The sequence below is a fragment of the Nonomuraea angiospora genome (assembly GCF_014873145.1).
GTDB classification, from domain to species: Bacteria; Actinomycetota; Actinomycetes; order Streptosporangiales; family Streptosporangiaceae; genus Nonomuraea; species Nonomuraea angiospora.
Genome location: NZ_JADBEK010000001.1, coordinates 790,513 through 810,620 on the forward strand (window position 1 = coordinate 790,513; position 20,108 = coordinate 810,620).

19 protein-coding genes are annotated in these 20,108 nt (G+C 72.4%); 10 read left to right on the plus strand and 9 right to left on the minus strand.

All coding sequences use genetic code 11. The features are described from left to right. The first annotated feature begins 5 nt into the window (after positions 1 to 5). Positions 6 to 3,266, plus strand: a complete 3,261-nt coding sequence (locus H4W80_RS03495) for a DUF2961 domain-containing protein (protein WP_192783731.1) — start codon at positions 6 to 8, stop codon at positions 3,264 to 3,266. Positions 3,267 to 3,272: 6 nt separating this feature from the next. Here the strand turns inward: H4W80_RS03495 and H4W80_RS03500 are convergent, their stop codons facing one another. Next, positions 3,273 to 4,130 carry a helix-turn-helix transcriptional regulator gene (locus H4W80_RS03500; protein WP_192783732.1) on the minus strand — a complete coding sequence of 286 codons (858 nt, stop codon included), beginning with the start codon at positions 4,128 to 4,130 and terminating at the stop codon, positions 3,273 to 3,275. Positions 4,131 to 4,214: 84 nt separating this feature from the next. On the opposite strand from H4W80_RS03500, the gene H4W80_RS03505 reads away from it, so the two are divergent. Further along, on the plus strand, positions 4,215 to 5,069 hold the full coding sequence (locus H4W80_RS03505) for an NAD(P)H-binding protein (protein WP_192783733.1): 855 nt from the start codon (positions 4,215 to 4,217) through the stop codon (positions 5,067 to 5,069). Positions 5,070 to 5,084: 15 nt separating this feature from the next. Here H4W80_RS03505 and H4W80_RS03510 read toward each other — a convergent pair whose 3' ends face one another. After that, positions 5,085 to 6,425 carry a serine hydrolase gene (locus H4W80_RS03510; RefSeq protein ID WP_192783734.1) on the minus strand — a complete coding sequence of 447 codons (1,341 nt, stop codon included), beginning with the start codon at positions 6,423 to 6,425 and terminating at the stop codon, positions 5,085 to 5,087. Between the two features lie 134 nt (positions 6,426 to 6,559). Between H4W80_RS03510 and H4W80_RS03515 the strand changes: the two genes are divergently transcribed. From H4W80_RS03515 to H4W80_RS03530, 4 genes are all read left to right on the plus strand, one after another. Further along, positions 6,560 to 8,311 (plus strand): sensor histidine kinase, encoded by a 1,752-nt coding sequence (locus H4W80_RS03515; protein WP_192783735.1) that lies wholly within the window; start codon positions 6,560 to 6,562, stop codon positions 8,309 to 8,311. Then, positions 8,304 to 8,978 carry a response regulator transcription factor gene (locus H4W80_RS03520; RefSeq protein WP_192783736.1) on the plus strand — a complete coding sequence of 225 codons (675 nt, stop codon included), beginning with the start codon at positions 8,304 to 8,306 and terminating at the stop codon, positions 8,976 to 8,978. Before H4W80_RS03515 ends, H4W80_RS03520 begins: the two co-directional genes overlap by 8 nt. Positions 8,979 to 9,152: 174 nt before the next feature. Beyond that, complete coding sequence (locus H4W80_RS03525) at positions 9,153 to 9,350, plus strand: hypothetical protein (protein WP_192783737.1); 198 nt, start codon at positions 9,153 to 9,155, stop codon at positions 9,348 to 9,350. Positions 9,351 to 9,490: 140 nt separating this feature from the next. Next, positions 9,491 to 10,306 carry an alpha/beta fold hydrolase gene (locus tag H4W80_RS03530; protein WP_192783738.1) on the plus strand — a complete coding sequence of 272 codons (816 nt, stop codon included), beginning with the start codon at positions 9,491 to 9,493 and terminating at the stop codon, positions 10,304 to 10,306. A 105-nt stretch (positions 10,307 to 10,411) separates the two neighbouring features. On the opposite strand, the gene H4W80_RS03535 is transcribed toward H4W80_RS03530, so the two are convergent. After that, entirely contained in the window at positions 10,412 to 11,596 is a 1,185-nt protein-coding gene (locus H4W80_RS03535) for an NAD(P)/FAD-dependent oxidoreductase (RefSeq protein ID WP_192783739.1), read from the minus strand. Then, positions 11,593 to 11,802, minus strand: coding sequence for a ferredoxin (locus H4W80_RS03540; RefSeq protein ID WP_192783740.1), 210 nt, complete (start codon positions 11,800 to 11,802; stop codon positions 11,593 to 11,595). Before H4W80_RS03540 ends, H4W80_RS03535 begins: the two co-directional genes overlap by 4 nt. A gap of 104 nt (positions 11,803 to 11,906) precedes the next feature. On the opposite strand from H4W80_RS03540, the gene H4W80_RS03545 reads away from it, so the two are divergent. The 3 genes from H4W80_RS03545 (at position 11,907) to H4W80_RS03555 (ending at position 14,296) form a co-directional block, all read left to right on the plus strand. Next, on the plus strand, positions 11,907 to 12,557 hold the full coding sequence (locus H4W80_RS03545; RefSeq protein WP_192783741.1) for a TetR/AcrR family transcriptional regulator: 651 nt from the start codon (positions 11,907 to 11,909) through the stop codon (positions 12,555 to 12,557). A 312-nt stretch (positions 12,558 to 12,869) separates the two neighbouring features. Then, positions 12,870 to 13,049, plus strand: coding sequence for a hypothetical protein (locus H4W80_RS03550; protein ID WP_192783742.1), 180 nt, complete (start codon positions 12,870 to 12,872; stop codon positions 13,047 to 13,049). Between the two features lie 101 nt (positions 13,050 to 13,150). Further along, positions 13,151 to 14,296 (plus strand): epoxide hydrolase family protein, encoded by a 1,146-nt coding sequence (locus tag H4W80_RS03555; RefSeq protein ID WP_192783743.1) that lies wholly within the window; start codon positions 13,151 to 13,153, stop codon positions 14,294 to 14,296. A gap of 54 nt (positions 14,297 to 14,350) precedes the next feature. Here the strand turns inward: H4W80_RS03555 and H4W80_RS03560 are convergent, their stop codons facing one another. Then, positions 14,351 to 15,235: a helix-turn-helix transcriptional regulator gene (locus H4W80_RS03560; RefSeq protein ID WP_192783744.1), complete on the minus strand. Its 885-nt coding sequence runs from the start codon at positions 15,233 to 15,235 to the stop codon at positions 14,351 to 14,353. A 361-nt stretch (positions 15,236 to 15,596) separates the two neighbouring features. Between H4W80_RS03560 and H4W80_RS03565 the strand changes: the two genes are divergently transcribed. Then, positions 15,597 to 16,226, plus strand: coding sequence for a TetR/AcrR family transcriptional regulator (locus tag H4W80_RS03565; RefSeq protein ID WP_192783745.1), 630 nt, complete (start codon positions 15,597 to 15,599; stop codon positions 16,224 to 16,226). An 88-nt stretch (positions 16,227 to 16,314) separates the two neighbouring features. Here H4W80_RS03565 and H4W80_RS03570 read toward each other — a convergent pair whose 3' ends face one another. From H4W80_RS03570 to paaE, 4 genes are read right to left on the minus strand one after another with little or no spacing between them, the layout of a single operon-like run. Further along, on the minus strand, positions 16,315 to 17,136 hold the full coding sequence (locus H4W80_RS03570) for a 3-hydroxyacyl-CoA dehydrogenase family protein (RefSeq protein ID WP_192783746.1): 822 nt from the start codon (positions 17,134 to 17,136) through the stop codon (positions 16,315 to 16,317). Next, complete coding sequence (locus H4W80_RS03575) at positions 17,133 to 17,864, minus strand: enoyl-CoA hydratase/isomerase family protein (RefSeq protein WP_192783747.1); 732 nt, start codon at positions 17,862 to 17,864, stop codon at positions 17,133 to 17,135. The genes H4W80_RS03570 and H4W80_RS03575 overlap by 4 nt, the downstream gene beginning before the upstream one ends. Beyond that, entirely contained in the window at positions 17,861 to 19,039 is a 1,179-nt protein-coding gene (locus H4W80_RS03580) for a thiolase family protein (protein WP_192783748.1), read from the minus strand. The genes H4W80_RS03575 and H4W80_RS03580 overlap by 4 nt, the downstream gene beginning before the upstream one ends. Positions 19,040 to 19,051: 12 nt before the next feature. Beyond that, positions 19,052 to 20,107 (minus strand): 1,2-phenylacetyl-CoA epoxidase subunit PaaE, encoded by a 1,056-nt coding sequence (gene paaE, locus H4W80_RS03585; RefSeq protein ID WP_192783749.1) that lies wholly within the window; start codon positions 20,105 to 20,107, stop codon positions 19,052 to 19,054. Position 20,108 lies beyond the last annotated feature (1 nt).

Below are 20,108 nucleotides of genomic sequence, written 5' to 3' on the forward strand. Positions count from 1 at the left end.
CGCGGATGATGCGAAAGCTGCTCGCCGCGCTGGCGACGAGCCTGCTTCTCGTGGCCGCCCCCGTCGCTGTGACGGCGCAGCCCGCTGTCGCGGCGGCGGGGGCCGACAAGGGGCCGATCGGCTGGGACGTCTTCCGGCGCCTCGACCGGCTCCCGTACCTGAGCCCCGGCACCCAGACCCGGCAGTTCTCCAGCTTCGACCGGGCCGGCGCCAACTTCCAGGACGGGTTCGGCGGCGTGTACTCCTGCCTGCGCACCTCGGGAAGCCAGTGCGTGATCGCCGAGGACACCGGCGCCGGCGAGATCTCCTCGATCTGGTTCACCAGGGACGGCGGTGACGTGTCGGCCACTGGCACGATCACCATCGAGCTCGACGGCGCCGTCGTCGTCAGCGCGCCGCTGCAGAGCCTGGTCAACGGGCAGGTCGGCGGGCCGTTCGTCTTCCCGCTGGTGGCCAACGCCGACCAGAGCTCGGGCGGCGTCCACATCAAGGTGCCGATGCCGTACCGCCAGTCCATGCGGGTGTACACGCAGCACAACCCGCTCTTCTACCACGTCACCTACCGGCACTTCCCCGACGCGGAAGGGGTGCGGCGCTTCGACCCCGCCGAGAACGCCTCCGACGTCGTCGGCCTGCTGAAGGCGTCCGGCACCCGCGACCCCAAGCCGGCCCGGCCCGGCGCGCAGACCGTCACCCAGAAGGCGAGCCTGACGGCGGGGCAGCAGCGCGAGTTCGCCCGGGTGACCGGCTCCGGCGCGATCTCCGCGCTGCGGGTGCGGGTCCCGGACGCGTCGGCCACCGACGACACCCTGGCCGGGCTGCGGCTGCGGCTCGACTTCGACGGCCGTACCACCGTCGACTCTCCGGTCGGCGAGTTCTTCGGCGCCGGGCTGGGCGAGTACCCGGTCAAGTCGCTGCTGTTCGCCGTGGACACCGCGGGCGGCGGCTGGTACACCACGTGGTGGCCGATGCCGTACCGGTCCGAGGCCAGGGTCAGCCTGGTCAACGGCACCGGGCGCACGCTGGACGACCTGGAGGTGCAGGTCACCTCCGCGGCCGACGCCTCCTGGGCGGACGCGCTCGCGCCCGGCGGCCAGGCCGGCTACTTCACCACCGAGTCGCGGCGCGGCCCGGCCGTACGCGACTCCGACTGGCTGTTCTCCGACCGCACGGGACGGGGCAAGTTCGTCGGCGTCTCGCACACCATGAACGGGCTCATCTCCGAAGGTCTCACGCGGGAGTACCTGGAGGGCGACGAGCGCGCATACGTGGACGGCGCCCTGACGCCGCAGCTCCACGGCACCGGGACCGAGGACTTCTACGAGTCCGGCTGGTACTTCAACCGCGGGGAGTTCAACGATCCGCTGGCCGGCAACCCCGCGCACGAGAAGGCCGGCGGCGGCTGCCCGTACGAGTGCGACGCCGCGTACCGGCTCATGCTCTCCGACGGCGTGGAGTTCTCCTCCGCGCTCAGGTTCGGCATCGAGCACGGCCCGCAGAACGACAAGCCCGCCACGTACGGCTCCACCGCGTTCCTCTACACGCAGCCCACCTTCGGCACGCATCGCACCGCCGTCCTCGACGTCGGCGACGCGGCCGGCAGGGCCGCGCACGACTACCGGGAGAGCGGGGCCGCCACCCAGGCCACGCTCGCCTCGGTGTACGAGGGGGACGAGGACCACCAGACCGTGCGAGGGGTGACGCGGTCCACGTCGAGCCCCGTGTCGTTCCAGCTCGGCGTGGACGCCGCCAACGCGGGCGTGCTGCTGCGGCGCACCTCCGACCAGGCTGCCGCCGGCCAGGCGGCCCGGGTCCTGGTGGACGGGGTGGACGTGGGCGAGTGGCGGCAGCCGCTCGGCAACGGCACCCAGCGCTGGCTGGCGGACACGTTCGCGCTGCCGGCCGGCGCGACCGCGGGCAAGTCCGCCATCAGGGTCGAGCTGCGCCCCACCGCCGGCGCGCCCCCATGGACCGCCGCCCGGTACGCCGCCGACAGCCTCGTCCCGGCGCAGCACGCCGACGACCGGGCGCCCACGGCGGCCGAAGGGCCGTCCCTGGCCGGCGGCGACAGGCACGCCCTGCACCTCACGTGGCGCGAGCCGGACGACGACCTCGGCATCCGCGAATACCGCGTGTACGGCTCCACCTCGCCGTCCGCGCAGAACACGCTGCTCGGCACCACCCGCGCGCCCGGCTTCACCCACGGCCCGCTGGCCGCCGGCGCGACCTGGTACTACCGGGTGGAGGCGGTGGACCTGTCAGGCCGCACGGCCGCCGCCGGGCCGGTCGTCTCCGGCCGCACCGGCACGCCCACCCGCACCGATCTCGACAAGGACGGGCGGGACGACGTGCTGACCTTCACCCGGGGGAGCACCGGCGACGTGTACGCCTCGCTCTCCGACGGGACGAGGTTCGTGCAGGACGGGTGGAAGTGGCATGACTCGTTCGCCGTCGGCCAGCAGATCGCCCTGACGGGTGACTTCGACGGCGACGGCCGCGACGACGCGGTGACGTTCACCCGGGGGAGCGCCGCCGACGTCTTCGTGTCGCTGTCCGACGGGACGAAACTCGTGCAGAACGGCTGGAAGTGGCACGACTACTTCGCCGCCGGCACGGAGATCCCCGCCGTGGGCGACTTCGACGGCGACGGGCGCGACGACATCGCGACCTTCACCCGGGGCGACTCGGGCGATGTCTGGGTGGCCCTGTCGACCGGGTCCGGGTTCGGGCCGTCGCGCAAGTGGCACGACCGCTTCGTGATCGGCGACGAGCTCCCGGCCGTGGGCGACTTCGACGGCGACGGCCGGGACGACGTCGCGGCCTTCACCCGGGGCACCTCCGCCGACGTGTTCGTGGCGCTGTCCAGCGGCAGCGTCTTCCGGCACGACGGGTGGCGCTGGCACGGCAACTTCGCGGTCGGCTCCGAGACCCCCGCCGTCGGCGACTTCAACGGCGACGGGCGCGACGACATCGCGACCTTCACCGGCGGTCCGGCGGCCGACGTCTTCGTGTCGCTGTCGGACGGCGGGAGGTTCGTGGAGAACGCCTGGAAGTGGCACGACAACTTCGCGGGCGGCGACCAGGTGCCGGGCGTCGGCGACGTCAACGCCGACGGCAGGGCCGACGTGATCGCCTTCACGCGGGGCGACGCCGCGGACGTGTTCGTGGCCACCTCGGAGACCGGCCGCTTCCAGCCTGCGCCGGTGAAGTGGCACGACCACTTCGCCGCCGGCACGGAGTGGCCGCAACCGAGCCAGATCCGCTGACCGGCCTCACGGCACCCGGGCCCGCTCCCGTCCCTCCGGGAGCGGGCCCATCGAACGACTGTCGCTGAGTGCCCGCAGGCGCTGGAGCGCGCGGTGTGAGGGCGTGCCCGGGGCGGCGGTGTAGAGGACGATGCGATGATCCCCGCCGGGCAGGGGCAGGACGTCGCAATCGAGCTCCATCACGCCCACCAGCGGGTGCATGGCTCGCTTCGTCACGGTCCGCTGCACTTCGATGTCCTGCGCCGCCCACAGCTCGGCGAACAGCGGGCTGGCCGCCGTCAGCTCGTCCACGATCTGCCGTACGTCGGGATCGTCCGGGTAGCGGCCGCTGGCCCGCAGGTCGGCGACGGCCTGGCGGGCATGGTCGGCGTGATCACTCAGCAGGGCGGGAGCGCCGCCGAACAGCCAGCGCAGCGTGTTGCGCCGGCGGGGCGGCCTGGCCGCCGGGTCGCCGATGAGCGCGACCAGCATCCGGTTCCACGCGAGCAGGTCCCAGCAGACGTTGACGATCACGGCGGGAAACTCCTCGAGGCGATCCAGCAGGCGCCGCGCGTGCTCGGGAACCTCCGCCGCGGAGCCGGTCCGGACCGGGGCCTGGCCACCTATCCGCAGCAGATAGTCGTGCTCGTCGCCGGTCAGCCGCAGCGTGCGGCTCAGCGCGGCGAGCACCTGCGCGGACGGCTGCGGCCCGCGGCCCTGCTCCAGCCGGATGTAGTAGTCGACCGAGATCCCGGCCAGCAGCGCGACCTCCTCGCGGCGCAGCCCCGGCGTCTGGCGCCGGCGGCCGGGCGCCAGCCCCGCCTCTTCCGGCCTGACCCGCTCGCGCCTGCTCCGCAGAAAACTGCCCAGCTCGTCCTTGTTCATCGTCTTCCATCATGGCCTGGTATCACGAGTCCCAGGCCCACGGGGGCCTACCCGCTGCCTCGGCCGCGCGGCCAGCCTGGTGGCATGACGATTCTGGTGACCGGGGCGCGCGGGCACGTCGCGCGCAGCCTCGTACAGCGACTTCTCGCCGCGGGCCGAGCCCGGGTTCCGGCCGTCCGCGCGGCCGGCCGGAACCCGGGCGCGGCCCGCCTGCCCGCCGGGGTGGAAACGGTGCTCTGCGACCTCGCCGAGCCGGACACGTTCGACGCCGCGCTCGCCGGCGTCACCCGGGTCTTCCTGTACGCCGAGCGACGCGGCCTGGACGACTTCGTCACCCGCGCCGCGAGCGCCGGGGTGGAGCACATCGTCCTGCTGTCCGCGCTGCTCGCCGACCCCGCCTCCACCGACGCGATCGGCCGCATGCACGGCGACGCCGAGCAGGCCGTGGCCCGCTCGGGAATCGCCTGGACGTTCCTGCGCCCGGGCGCCTTCGCCACCAACACGCTCCAGTGGGCGCCGTCGGTCCGGGCCGAGGGGGTGGTCCGCGACCCGTTCCCGGACTCGCGCTCGGCCCCCGTGCACGAGGCGGACATCGCGGCGGTCGCCGCCCTCGCCCTGACCGAGCCGGGACACGAAGGCGCGACCTACCCGCTGACCGGGCCGGAGCTGGTCAGCCGCCGACGCCAGGCCGAGCTGATCGGGGAGGCCGTCGGCCGTCCGGTCCGCTTCGCCGTCCAGGATCTGGACGAGTACCGTGCGGAGCTGAGCGCCTGGACGACGCCCCAGGTCGCCGACGTGGTGATCAAGGAGTCCGCCGCCGCTGTCGACCGGCCCATGCCCCCCACGGACACGGTCGAGAAGGTCACCGGCCGGCCCGCCCGCACGTACGGCGAGTGGGCGCGCGACCACGCCTCGGTCTTCCGCGACGAGTCCTCGTGATCGTGGCCGGGGCCGTCAGGAGCCCTTGACCAGCGTGAACGCGCCACGGGTCAGCCCCAGCTGCTCCGACTGCGTCCGCGCCTGGTCGAACGGGGTCTTCGGATCGATCGCCAGGGTCGTCACCACGAACGACCTCCCGTCCGCCGCCCTGGCGAGGTAACCCAGGTCGCTCACCCCGGGCTCCGACCCGCCCTTGAACCAGACCGACGGCCACTGGGACCTGTCCAGCGCGAGGCCCGCGTCGCTGATCGACAGGGCCTCGCCGACGTGATTGTCGGTCAGCTTCGACAGCCGGGCGAAGGCCTGGCACACCTGGGCGGGGGAGGCGTACCACTCGAGCGTGTCCAGCTCGCGCGGCGCGGTCCACCCGGCGACGCGGGACAGCGGGACCTTGGCGACCACCCTGTCCAGATAGGCCCGCTTCCCGGCCGTTCCCAGCGACAGGTACTTCCTGGCGTGCCGCGGATAGCCGGCGCCCTTGAGCACGAACATCTCCCGCGTGGTGAGCCAGGGCCTGTCGCGCCGGTCGCGGGCGCCCCAGGCCCGCGCGGTACGCTCGACGTTCTTGCGGCCGGCCCGGTGGATGAGCAGGTCGGCGGCGGTGTTGTCGCTGATGGAGATCATCAGCGTGGCGGCCTCCAGCACCGACACCTTGCTGCCGTCCGGGCGGTTCTGCAGCTCGCCCGACCCCAGGCTCTTCAGCTCCGGCGTGATCGCGAGCTTGGTGTCCCATCCGAACGCCCCGCTCGCGATCCGCTCGGCCACGGCCCCCAGCACGTAGAGCTTGAACATGGAGCCGAGCGGGCGCGCCGTACCAGGGGCGACGGAGTGCACGGGGCGGCAGGCCCCGTCCCCGGTCACCTCGGCGGCGATGAAGCCGGCCCGCGGCGCGAGCCGGCTCAATCGCTGGTCCAGCTCCGCCCAGTCCTTGGGCGCGGGGGCGGCGTGGGGGCGGAACAGCAGTCCGCTGACGAGGCCGGCGCCGTCCGTCGTGAGCGACAGGTCGAACAGGACGCCGGCCGCCTCGACCGTGGCGACGAGCAGGGCGCTCTCCGACCTGGTGAGCTCCTGGAACCGCATGCCCTTGAAGGCGGTCAGGGTCTGGTTCAGCCGGTCGGCGGGGACGTTCTGGAGGAACTCGGCGGCGAAGTGCTGCCTCAGCTCGCTCTCCGGGATCGGCGGGCGCTGGGCGGCGTCAAGCAGCCAGCGCAACTGCCTGCCCGCGGGCGTGTCGGGGATCTCGGGCGCGGCGACGGCGGTGGCCTGCACGGGCGCGGTCTGACCCGCGCAGACCGCCGTCATCGTGGCCGCGACGGCTGCCGCCGTCAGAAAGCGGACGGGTTTGTTGTTTCTCATGGTGCTCAGGCAATCGCGGCGGGGTCATGGCGGGCCACCATGGGAGCCCCCGTTCCGGCTGGTGGGGATGGCCGTACGAAATATGCGGATAACCTCATAGCCCTCTCGCCGATCACTCGCGACGATGGGGGCTTATGGGTTCGAGGCTGGTGGCCGGGGTACTGGCGACGGGCGCGGCCGCCGGCATCGTGGCGAACGTGATCATCACGAGCCGCATCACGGCAAGCCGCGGCGTCCCCCTCCCCGTGACCGAATGGGTGTTCATGGTGGTAGCGCTGCTCATGCCCGCGCTGGGCTGGTTGCTGGCCACCCGGCGTCCGGAGCTGCGGTACGGCTGGCTGCTCCTGCTCTGCGCGCTCTTCCTGGGCGTCGGTCTGACCGGCTCGGGGTTGTCGATCACGGGCGCGGTGCCGCTCTGGCTGTCCGCCCCGCTCTCCTCCGTCCTCGCTCTCTTCTACGGCCTGAACTGGATCTTCGTCCCCCTGCTCTTCCCCGAAGGACGGCTGCCCTCGCGGCGCTGGCGCGCGTTCGCGTGGATCTCCGGTATCGCGATCGCCCTGCATGCCGTGGGGAACACGCTGAGCGGCGGCGTCGCGCGCGGGCCGACGCGGATCCTGGAGTCGACGCTCACCCTGGTCGGCCTCCTGTCGTCGGCCGCCGGCCAGCTCGTCACGTGGATCATGGCGACGCTCGGGTTCTGCGGGCTCGTGCTCCGCCTGGGGCGCAGCGCGCGGGTCGAGCGCCGGCAGTACGCCTGGATGGTCGGGGGCGTGGCCGTGAGCCTGCTGGGTGGCGTCGCCCAGATGGCGTTCCTCACGAGGGTGCCGATGCTCGCGCTGCTCGGGACGGTGGCCATGACGGGGGCGCTGCCCGTCGCGATCGGGGTCACCGTGGTCCGCCACCGGCTGCTCGACATCGGGATCGGCATCCGGGGCTCCCGCCTGCACCTGATCTTCGATGTGCGGCCGACGGTGGACGAGGTGCTGTCCGACCTCGGCACCGCGCTGGAGGGCGCGCCCGAGCCCGCGGAGCAGCTCGGCCGGGTGGCCGCGGCCGTACGCACCGCGTTGGAGGCCACCTGGGCGGCCGTGACTCTGGCGGACGGCACCCGCGTGGTCGCCGGTCGGCAGGAGGGCCCCGCGACGCTGACGGTGCCGGTGCACGGAGGGCTCGGCCGGATCGAGTGCGGCCCCCGAGGCGTGGGCGGGCTGACGCGCGTGGACCGGCGGCTCCTGGAGGCGCTGGCCGTGCCGGCCGGGCTGGCCATCCAGAGCGCCGGCCTGGCCGCCCGCCTGGTCAACGCCCAGGAGGCGGAACGCCGGCGCATCGAACGCAACATCCACGACGGCGTTCAGCAGCAGCTCGTCGCCCTCATCGCCGGTCTGGAGCTGGCCCGCTCCACCGGCGCGAGCCCCGACATGCTCGCCCACCTGCGCGAACAGGCCCGCCAGACGCTCGCCGACCTGCGCGAGCTGGCGGCCGGCATCCACCCGTCGGCCCTCGGACAGGGCGGCCTGGTGGAGGCGGTGGAGGAACGCTGCTCCCGCCTGCCCGTTCACACGACGGTGACCTCGGACCCCGGGCTGCGAACCAGGCGGTTCGCGGACGAGGTCGAGGGCGCGATGTACTTCACCGTCAACGAGGCCGTCGCCAACGCGCTCAAACACGCGGGTGCCGCCACCATAGAGGTGGGCCTGTCGCACGCGGGCGGCCGCCTGCGCGCCACGGTCGCCGACGACGGCAAGGGTTTCGACCCTGGGGCCACCGCCCGCAGGGGGCTGGCCACGCTGTCCGACCGGCTGGACGCGCTCGGCGGCGGGCTCGACCTCGACAGCTCGCCGGGAAAGGGGACACTGGTGAAGGCGTGGGTGCCGGTCGATGGGTGAGCGGATCCGTACGGTGGTCGCCGACGACCACTACCTCGTACGCGAGGGCACCCGGCAACTGCTCGACATGTCGGGCGAGATCACGGTCGTCGGCGCGGTCGGCAACGCCGACGAGCTCCTCGACGCCGTCCGCCGCCTCGGCCCCGACGTCGTGGTCACCGACATCCGGATGCCGGGCGGCGACTGGCGGCCCGGCTTCGAGGGCATCGACGCCGCCCACCGCATCAGGGCCGCGCATCCAGGGGTGGGGGTCGTGGTGCTGTCGCAGTTCGCGGACGCGTTGTTCGCGTTCGAGCTGTTCAAGCACGGCACCGAAGGCTACGCCTACCTGCTCAAGGATCGGGTCGGAGACCTGGACGAGCTGCTGGGGGCCATCAGGGCGGTGGCCTGCGGCGGCTCCGTCATCGACCCGAAGGTCGTGGAGGGCCTGCTGGCCAGGCGCGACGTCCGCGGCCGGCCGGAGGCGCTGACCGGACGCGAACGCGACGTGCTCCGGGAGATGGCGCGCGGCCGCTCCAACTCGGCCATCGCCAGGGCGCTTCATCTGTCGATCTCGTCGGTGGAGAAGAACGTCAACGCCATTTTCACGAAACTGGGGCTGGAGAACAGCGGGGACGTGCACCGGAGGGTGGCGGCGGTCCTCGCCTACCTCGGCCCCGATCGATAGGCGCGGGCGACTGTGCTGCCACGATGATCCACTCCCTGCCGTTACCCGGCGCGCTGTCGGCGACCCTGCTCCTGGTCGCGGTCACCGCCGCGCCCGCCGCCGCCCCCGGCCGCTCGGCGACCACGACGTGAACGTGCCCGCCGCCGGCGTCGTGCTGCACGAACGAGACGGCCCGTGGCGGGTGACCGCCTCCAGCAAGGAGGTGTCGTCGTCGCATCGCGCCGCCTGATCACCACCGTCGGGTTCGTGATCGTGGACCCCGCCACCGGTGCCTCGAAGGCCGTCACCACCCGCGGTGTCGAAGGGAACGCGGTCTTCCAGTGGACCCCGGACGGCCGATACCTGGCTGCCGACTTCTGGGACCAGGAGTGAGCCTGTCGATGGAGGCGTCGACTTCTGGGCCATCACGCGGGTGCTGGCGACGTTCTCCGCGAAGGCCAACCGGGACTGGGTGGATCTGGTCTACACGCCCGACCTGTGACTCGGAGCACGGCTCACTACCATGGGTAGTCATGGAGTTGACGGAGCGATTCGAGTGGCGTGGGAGGCAGATCGCCTGGGGCCGCGCCGGCACTGGTCCGGCCGTGGTGTTCTGTCATGGCACGCCGTTCTCGTCGGCGTTGTGGCAGCCGTTCGCCGACGCCCTGAGCCGCGACTTCACCGTCTACCTGTGGGACATGCCCGGCTATGGCCTGTCGTCCAAGCATGCCGAGCATCCCGTGGACTTCGGCGCGCAGGCCGAGGCGTTCGCGGCGCTGCTCGCGCACTGGGGGCTGGAGCGGCCGCACGTGGTCGCCCACGACTTCGGCGGTGCCGTGTCCCTGCGCACCCACCTGATCCTGGGCGTGGACTACGCCTCGCTCATGCTCGTCGACGTCGTGGCCATCCCGCCCAGCGGCTCGCCCTTCTTCAAGTTCGTGCAGGACCATCCTGACGTCCTGGGGCAGTTGCCGGCCTACATCCACACCGCCATCGTGCGGGCCTACATTCAGGGCGCGAGCCATCGCGGCCTGCGCGACGACGATCTCGACGCCCTCGTGCGGCCGTGGACGGGGGAGGAGGGCCAGCCGGCCTTCTACCGGCAGATCGCCCACTACGACGAGGGCTTCCTCGAAGAGAACGAGGAGGCGCTGGGCCGCGTCGGCATTCCCGTGCGGATCCTGTGGGGCACCTGCGACGCGTGGATCCCCACCGAGATCGGCCGGCGGCTGCAGGGCCTGATCCCCGGCGCGGAGCTGTCGCTGATCGAGGCCGCCGGTCACCTGGTCCACCACGACGCTCCCGTCCCGCTCATGGACGAGATCCGCGCCTGGCTCACGGCCGGCTGAGGCGCCGGCCGTGTGAATCTACAATGTAAAGGCGCCGGGACGGGAGGCCGCGGCCACGTCGATCTCTCCAAGTGACCGCAGGCGACGAAGAACGAACGGCGCCGGTCAGGCCGATCCCGCGAGCAGGGAAGTCGCGGCCAGCTCCTGCCGGTGCAGGCGGGCCTGTTTGGGCATGTTCCAGCCGAGTACGCCGGTGACCCGGCCGTCGTGGCGGTAGACGGCGACGAAGCGGCGCTCGGCCACGGAGCCCTCCGCGATGGAGACCTCGGCGTCCGGGGACGGCATCCCGTGTACGTGGATCTTGGCGTCGAACTGGTCGGTCCAGAAGTAGGGGATCGGGGTGTAGGGGCGGTCGTCGCCGAGGATGTTGCCGGCGACGGCGATCGCCTGTTCGGTGGCGTTGGTCCGGTTCTCCAGCCGGAGCGACCTGCCCAGCGTCTCGTGGTGCCAGCGGGCCACGTCGCCGACCGCGTAGACGCCTTCCGCCGCGCGGCAGCGGGAGTCGCACACCACCCCGTTGTCCAGGTCGAGCCCGCTGGTGGCGAGCCAGTCCGTGACCGGGGCGGCGCCGAAGGCCACCACGACGACGTCGGCCGGCAGCACGTCGCCGGTCTCCAGGCGTACCCCGGTGACGCGGCCGTGCCGTTCGGTCAGGCCGCCGGCCGCGGCGCCGAGCCGCAGCTCGACCCCGCGCTCGGTGTGCAGGTCGGCGAGCAGTCCCGCGGCCGGTTGGCCGAGCTGGCAGGCCAGCGGCGCCGGTTGAGGGCCGGCCAGGGTGACGTTTACGCCCATGCCGCACGCGGTGGCGGCGATCTCGGCGCCGAGCACGCCGTCCCCGACGACCACCAGGCGCGTGCAGGACAGCAGGTCTTCTCGCAGCGCGAGCGCGTCGTCGAGCGTGCGCAGCACGTGGACGCCGGCCAGTCCGGCCTGGCCCGGCAGCGTGCGGGGGCGCAGCCCGGTGGCGACCACCACCGCGTCCGCGCTCAGCACGCGTCCCGACGCCGTGCGCACGGTACGGGACGGGACGTCCAGCCCGGTCGCCGGGTCGCCGAGCAGGAACTCCGCGTTCAACGCGGACAGGGCGGCCGGGGGTCGCAGCCGGGCTCGCTCGGGCTCCCAGCCGCCGGACAGGATCTGCTTGGACAGCGGGGGCCGGTCGTAGGGCGGGTGGGGTTCGGCGCCCAGGACGGTCACCCGGCCCGCGTACCCCTTGCGGCGCAGGGCTTCCACGGTGGCCAGGCCGGCGGCGGAGGCGCCGGCCACGAGCACGTGGTCCGGGGTGGTCATGCGTCCTCGCCCACGGAGCCCACGGAGATCGCCGCTCCGGGGCAGACGTCGGCGGCCTCGCGGACGGCCGGGTGGAGCTCCGCGGGCGGCCGCTCGTTGAGCAGGATGACGATCCCGTCGTCGTCTCGCTGGTCGAACACGTCCGGCGCGACGAGCACGCACGTGCCGGCGCCGCAGCATTTGTCCTGATCAATGGTGATCTTCACGGTTTCGTCTTCCTTCCCCGCGGGTTAAATCAGTCGCTTGATTTAAATTAAATCACATGATTGAGTTGAGTGAGTGTGAGGTTCCCTACGGGGAGGAGAGGGCGATGGCGGGCAGGGCCGCGCGGCCCGAGCGGGGGAGCGCGACGCGGGAGTTGATCCTGGCCACCGCGGAGCGGCTGTTCGCCGAGTACGGGGTGCAGGCGGTGTCCAACCGCCAGATCAGCGAGGCCGCGGGGCAGGGCAACAGCGCCGCGGTGGGCTACCACTTCGGCGCGAAGGCCGACCTGGTCCGCGCGATCGCGCGCAGGCACGCCGACGAGATGGAGCAGCTGCGGGCGTGGATGGTCGCCGAGGCCGCGGGCTCGGTGGACGTACGCGACTGGGTGGCCTGCCTGGTGCGCCCGTTCACCCGGCACCTGGAGGCGCAGGGCAGCCCCACCTGGTACGCCCGGTTCCGCGCGCAGGTGATGGCCGATCCGGCGCTCTACCAGATCACGGTCGAGGAATTCCTGCCGTCGCCCTCGCTGCGGCTGCTCGTGGACGGTCTGAACCGGTGCGTGAGCGACCTGCCGGCCACCGTGCGGGAGGAGCGCTGGGCCATGGCGCGTCACGTGATCGTGCACATGTGCGTCGAGCGGGAGCGCGCCCTCGCCGAGGGCGCCTCCACCCTCCATCCGAGCTGGGACGACCTCGCCACCAGCCTGATCGACGCGATCGCCGGACTGTGGCAGGCCCCGGTGACGCCTCGCCCGTGACCGCCTGCCGCGAAGGAAAGACCCAAGGAAAGGACCGACTCCTATGTCGCCGGCAGGTTGTTTACGGCACCCTCTACCGGCGCGTCCCCACCTTGAAACTGGCCACCGAGCTGGACCGGGGTCCCGTTCAAGCGCAACGGGCTGGTTTACGGCGTGTTCGAGGTCCCCGTCACCTGGTGACCCGGCAGGGGGGTATCCGGTGAACGAATCGGCGTGAGCGCTATGTGGATAGCGGGACCTCGTGCGACGCCCATAGGTTCACATGGCCGGAAGGCGTCGGCATCTCCGGCCCCCTGTGAAAGGAAACCCAACATGAATCGTGTCCTGGTTGGCCTGGCCGCAGCGCTTGCCTTGGCGGCGGGAGGCGTCCTGGTCGCCGTGTCGCCGGCCGTGGCCGCCGGCTCGGAATCGGGCAACGGCGCCGTCCCGAGGACGGTCACGGGTGACGAGAGCGACAGCGTCCGCATCACGGGCGAGACCCCGGCTCCCTGAACGCGTGCTTCCCGACGAAGTCAGCACGTCAGCCCGTCCTCCGGGACGGGCGGTGAACCGCGACAACCCATATCTATTTCATTGCCGGAAGGAACGTTTCGATGATCAACCCGTTCCGCATTGACATCCCGCAGGACGAGCTGGACGACTTGAGAGACCGGCTTGCCCGTACCCGATGGAGCGGCGAGATCGGTGGCCAGGACTGGAGCCGTGGCGTCCCGACCGGCTACCTGCGGCAGCTCGCCGCCTACTGGGCCGACGACTACGACTGGCGCAAGCACGAGGCCAGGCTGAACGACGTGCCCCAGTTCACCACCGACATCGACGGGCAGACCATCCACTTCGCCCACATTCGCTCTCCCGAGGCCGGGGCCACCCCGCTGATGCTCGTCCACGGCTGGCCCGGCTCTTTCGCCGAGTTCCTGGACGTCATCGGCCCCCTGACCGACCCGCGCTCCTACGGCGGCGACCCTGCCGACGCCTTCCACCTGGTGATTCCCTCTTTGCCCGGGTTCGGCTTCTCCGTTCCGCTGCGCGACGCGGGCTGGACGCACGGCCGCATCGCCGCCGCCTTCACCGAGCTGATGCACCGGCTCGGCTACACCCGCTACGGCGTGCAGGGCGGCGACGTCGGCGCCTTCGTCGCCCCGGAGATGGGCCGCCAGGATTGCGAGGGCGTCCTCGGCGTGCACGTCAACGCCCTGGTCACCTTCCCGATCGGGGCCGAGGGCGAGATGGACGGCCTGACCGCGTCCGAACAGGAGCGGCTGGGGCGGCTGGAGCACTGGCAGCAGGAGCAGAGCGGCTACGACAAGATCCAGGGCACCCGCCCGCAGACCCTGGGGCACGGCCTGAACGACTCCCCGGCCGGCCAGCTCGCCTGGATCGTCGAGAAGTTCAAGGAGTGGACCGACAGCGCCGCCGACCTGCCCGAAGACGCCGTCGACCGCGACGCCCTCCTCACCGATGTCAGCATCTACTGGTTCACGCAGACCGGCGCCTCTTCGGCCCACCTCTACTACGAGGCCCACCACGATCCCTCGGCCTGGGCGCCCCGCGAACCCAGGACCGTGCCCACCGGCGTGGCGGTCTCCCTCACCCAGGACGTCGCCATCCGCCGCTTCGCGGAACGCGATCACGCCGTCGTGCACTGGACCGAGTTCGAGCGCGGCGGGCACTTCCTGGCCCTGGAGCAGCCCGGCCCGTTCGTCGCCGACGTGCGCGAGTTCTTCCGCTCGCTGCGCTGACCGTTCACACCGCCGGGCAGGTCGGCTCGATGCCCGGTGGTGGGGCTCCCGCGCTCACTGGCGTCCTTGCCGGGTGCTGGACGGAAGGCGGCCGTACGTCTGCCTGTACAGGGCGGCGAAACGGCCGAGATGGGTGAACCCCCATCGCAGGGCCACCTCCGTGACGGTCGTCCGGCTGCCCGTGTCCGCGATACGGAGCAGATCGGCGTGCGCGTGAGCCAGCCGTACCGAACGGAGGTAGGCCATCGGGGTGGTCTGCAGATGTTCGCGGAAGCCGAGCTGGAGGGTGCGGATGCTGACTCTGGCCGCGGCGGCGATGTCGGCAAGGTGGATCGGCTCGCCGGCGTGGTCTTCGCAGTAGCGGCCGGCTCGCCGGAGGGCGGCAGGGGTCCAGGGGGCGGCGGACTCGCGTAGCGCGTCCGAGTGGTTGTGCGGCTGGGAGGAGAGCAAGGTGTGCAGGAGAAACTGCTCGAAGTGATGCTCGGCCAGTTTCGTGGCCGCGAAGGGCAACATACCGGTCGAGGCCAGCATGGTGAGCGCGTGGCCGAGCGCGCCGGCGGCGTCCACCCCGGGGTCGAACCGCAGCCCCTCCTTGGGAGGATCGCCAAGGTAGGCCTCGAGCGCCTCCTCCATGGCCCCCAGCGGAACCTGCATCATCAGAACCTCGTGATCGATGCTCCAGCGCATGTCGATCTTCTGCTTGGGGCCGATGAGGGAGATCGGCGCGGTGACGTCCCGCCCGTTGAGCATCACCCCGCCGCTTCCCTGCAACGGCATCATGATCGCGTAGAAGTTGAACGACTCCGACGTTCCGACGCGAATCTCCGCACCGTATGACGCGGTGTGCAGAGCGATCTTTCCCTTGTGGAGGAGCTGGTATCGGGCACCGCGCGGGTCGGGCTTGACGATCTCGAGGTAGTAGGGCGGGAAATGCTGCACCAGTAGGTCTCGCAGCTGGTCGACATGTGCTGTGACAACCGGGTGATTCGCCGACGGGTATTGGGACTTCGACTCTTTCATGGCGCTGATTCCCTTGCACGTTCTGCCGGTGGCCACTGGGCTCGGCGACATGGTGGCATGAATTCCGGCGTTCGCGTATCCATTTCATTCCCGCGTCTGCTGCCTGCGGGTTCAGCAGATTAACGATGGATCTCGACGCTGCAAGGACGCTTTGAGGTATTTCTAAATAAAACGCTTTTTGGGTTGGTCGCGGTTAAAATCGCGCTGCGGCGAGTGGCCGGCGCCCGGTTACGTCGCACGGCCGATCCGGGTGCCTGATCCGTCGTGAGATGCTGCATTCGTGACGACTCAGCCTGCCGAACCGTCCCCGCGCCGCGGGCGTGGCCGTCCCGGTCATGACCAGGCCGCGGTCCTGCGCGCCGCGGTGGAGCTGTTCAACCGCAAGGGGTACGACGCCACGAGCATGGGCGACCTGGCCAAGGAGCTGGGCCTGACCAAGCCGGCCATCTACCACCACGTCACCAGCAAGGAGCAGCTGCTCGGCCAGGCGTTGGACGACGCGCTCGACGAGCTGACCGCCGTCGTGACCGAGGCCTCCAAAGACCGGGCCGGGGGGACGAGCGCGTACGGACGGCTGCGCGAGGTGCTGCGCCGCAGCGTCGAGGTGCTGGTGGCGCACCAGCCCTCGGTCACGCTCCTGCTGCGGGTGCGCGGCAACAGCGAGGTCGAGCTGGCGGCGCTGGAGCGGCGGCGCTGGCTCGACGACCGCCTCGCCGCGCTCGTCACCGACGCCGTCGAGGAGGGCGCGCTCCGCGACGACGTGCCGGCGACGCTGGTCAGCCGGCTGCTGTTCGGCATGGTCAACTCGCTGGTCGAGTGGTACCGGCCCGACGGCGCCTACGACCGGGCGATGGTCGCCGACGCCATCACCGCCATCGCCTTCGACGGCCTGGCCCGTCACGAAGCCTGACCCTCCGAGGGCCGGACGCCGTCACGAAGCCTGGCCCTCCGACGGCCGGACGCCGGCACGAAACCTGACCCCCAAGGGCTGGAAAGGCTCACCAGGTGTAGAAGCCCTGGCCCGTCTTGCGGCCGAGATGTCCGGCCGCGACCAGGTCGCGCAGGATCCGCGGCGGCTCGAACCGGGGCCCCAGCTCGCGCGCCAGATGCTCGGCGATCGCGAGCCGCACGTCCAGCCCCACCACGTCGGTGGTGCGCAAGGGTCCCATCGGGTGCCGGTAGCCGAGGGTCATCGCCGTGTCGATGTCGGTCGCGCTCGCGACGCCCTCCTCCAGCATCCGCATCGCCTCCAGCGCCAGGCAGACGCCCAGCCGGCTGCTGGCGAACCCCGGCGAGTCCGCGACCGTGATCGGCGTCTTGCCCAGCTCGGCCGCCCACTCCTGGGCCAGCGTCACGAGCGCCGGATCGGTACGCGGCCCCGTGACGATCTCGATGAGCGCGCTCACCGGGACGGGGTTGAAGAAGTGCAGCCCGAGGAAGCGCTCCGGTGCGGCCAGGCCGGCGGCCAGCGCGCCGATCGACAGGCTGCTGGTGTTCGAGGCCAGCACCGCGCCCGGCGCCGCCTTCTCGACCAGGGCGAACACCTGGGCCTTGAGCGCCGCGTCCTCCGGGACCGCCTCGATGACGAGCTCGCACGGGCGCAGCTCGCCGGGGTCGGAAGTCGTGCGCAGCCGCGCGAGGGCCTCCGGGTCCGCGTGGCCCTTGGCCAGGCCGTCGCCCACCCGGGCCCTGGCCCGCTCGGCCGCCTCCGGGCCCTCCTCCACGACGATCACGTGGCTGCCCGAGGTCAGGAACGCCTGCGCGATCCCGGACCCCATCCGCCCGCCGCCGAAGACGCCGACCATCCGTGGCAGGCTCATGAGCGCCGCTCCAGGAATGCCGTCATGCGCATGTGCTTCTCCTCCGTCTCGAACAGGACCGCCTGGGCCACATCGTCCACGAACGGGTGCGCGCCCCGCGGGGCGTGGAAGACCGCCTTGGTCAGCCGGGTCGCCAGCGGCGCCCGCGCGGTGATCCGGTCGGCCAGCCGGTGCCCGGCCGCCAGCAGCTCCTCGGGCTCCACGACCTCGTTGAGCAGCCGTACGGCGTGCGCCTCCTCGGCCGTGAGCACCCGGCCCGCGAGCAGGATCTCCTTGGCCAGCGGCTCCCCGACCAGCTCGGCCAGCCGCCAGGCCGCCCCGGCCGCCGCCAGGATGCCGAGGCCCGTCTCCGGGTTGCCGATCCGCGTGGCCGGCGTGCCGATCCGGAAGTCGCAGGCGTAGGCCAGCTCGGCCCCGCCGCCCAGGGCGTACCCGTCGAGCAGGGCCACGGTCGGCATCGGCAGCCGGTGGATGCGCTCGAAGAGTTTGGAGTTGATGCCGCGCAGCGCGTCGTACAGGTCGCGTTCGCGCAGCTGGGCGATGTCCGCCCCGGCCGCGAACGTCGAGCCCTCGCCGGTGAGCAGGACGACGCGCGGCTCCTCCTCGACGGCCGCGCACGCCTCGTGGAGCCTGGCGACCAGCTCGCGGTCGATCGCGTTGCGCACCTCGGGGCGGTTGAGCCGCCACACCACCCTGTCCTCGCCCTCCTCGACGATCAGGCTGGTCATGGGCGCTCCACCAGGAGGGCGCTGCCCTGGCCGACGCCGACGCACATGGTCGCCAGGCCGCGCCGGCCGCCGGAGCGTTCGAGGCGCCCGAGCAGGGTGAGCAGGATCCGGGCGCCGGACGCGCCCAGCGGGTGCCCGAGGGCGATCGCGCCGCCGTCGGCGTTGACGCGGTCGAGGTCGAGCCCGAGATCGCGGACGCAGGCGAGCGACTGCGAGGCGAACGCCTCGTTCAGCTCCACGGCGTCCAGGTCGCCGACCGACCAGCCGGCGCGTTCGAGCGCCTTGCGGGTCGCCGGGACCGGGCCGAGGCCCATGATCTCCGGCGCCACGCCGGCGTTCGCCGCCGCCACCAGCCGCGCCCGGGGCGTCAGGCCGTGCCGTTCGAGGAAGCGGTCGCCGACCACGACGACGGCCGCGGCGCCGTCGTTCAGCGAGCTGGAGTTGCCCGCGGTGACGACCCCGCCGGGGCCGTTGACGGGGCGCAGCCGCGCCAGCCGCTCCAGGCTCGTGTCCGGCCGCGGCCCCTCGTCGGTGTCGACGACGCCCGCAGCCGTGGGAACCGGGACGATCTCGCCGGCGAAGCGGCCCTCCTTGATCGCCGCGACCGCCCGTTCGTGGGAGCGCAGCGCGTACGCGTCCAGCTCCTCACGGGCCAGCCCCCAGCGCCGCGCGACGGTCTCGGCCGTCTGCGGCATGGAGGCGGTCGTCGCGGCGTCGAAGCGGGGGTTGGTGAACCGCCAGCCGATCGAGGTGTCGAACGACGGCCCCGGCTTCGCGAACGCCTTGGCCGGCTTCTCGGTCACCCACGGCGCCCGGGTCATCGACTCCGCCCCGCCCGCGACCACCACGTCGGCGTCCCCGGCGGCGATCAGGGCGCGCGCGGTCGCGACCGCGGTGAGCCCCGAGGCGCAGAGCCGGTTGACGGTGAACCCGGGCACCGAGTCCGGCAGGCCCGCCAGCAGGAGGGCCATCCTGGCGACGTTCCGGTTGTCCTCGCCGGCCTGGTTTGCCGCGCCGAGCACCACCTCGTCGACGAGGTCGGGGGCTATCCCGGCGCGGGCGACGGCCTCGCCCACGACGAGGGCGGCCAGGTCGTCGGGCCGGACGTGGGCGAGCGCGCCGCCGTAGCGGCCGATCGGCGTCCGCGCGCCGGAGACGACGAAGGATTCGGGCATGAGAAGGGCTCCTTATGCGTCGTAGTCGACGGTGACGCGCTCGCCGACCGGAACTGTCTGACAGGTCAGGACGAACCCGGCGTCCACCTCGGCCTGTTCGAGGGCGTAGTTGCGGCGCATGTCCACCTCGCCGGCCCGTACGACCGCGCGGCAGGTCCCGCAGACGCCGCCCTTGCAGGCGAACGGCAGGTCCGCGCGCGCCGCCTGCGCGCCGTCGAGCAGCGTCGCGTCGCGGGAGATCGTCGAGGTCGTGCGCAGGCCGTCGAGCACGGTCGTCAGCTCGCTCGTCGCGCCGGACGCGACCCCCTCCGCGGCCCGTCGCGGTCGCGGCGGCGGCTCGTCGACGTAGAACAGCTCGACGTGTACGCGGGAGGCCGGCACGCCCAGGTCGGCGAGCACGTCACGCGCCTGCTGGATCATCGCCAGCGGCCCGCAGAGCCAGACGTGGTCGAACACCTCGACCGGCACCAGCTCGGTCAGCAGGCGGCGCAGCCGGTCGCCGTCGAGCCGCCCCGAGAACAGCTCGACGTCGCGCGGCTCCCGCGAGAGCGCGTGGACCACCTGGAGCCGGGGGCCGTGCAGGTTCTTCAGGTCGCCCAGCTCCTCGGCGAACATCACGGTCCGGCTGGTCCGGTTGCCGTACAGCAGCGACACCTGGGCCCGCGGGTGGGCGAGCACGGTCGAGGCTAGCGACAACATCGGGGTGATGCCCGACCCGGCGGCGACGCACAGGTGCCGCTCGCCCGTCGCGGGGTCGGCCCGCCAGGAGCCGGTCGGCGTCTGGACCTCGATTCGCGTCCCCGGCGCGACCTCGCGTACCAGCCAGGACGAGAACAGCCCGCCCGGGATCTCGCGGACCCCGATCCGGGGCCGCGCGCCGGCCGGCGCGCAGATCGAGTACGAGCGGCGCTCCTCCCGCCCGTCCACGACGCGGCGCAGGGTGAGCGACTGCCCGGCGCGGAAGGCGTACGCCTCGCGCAGCTCGTCCGGGACGGCGAAGGTGATCGCGGCGGCGTCCTCGCACAGGTGGTCCACCGCCGACACGGTGAGCGGGTGGAAAGCGGCCATG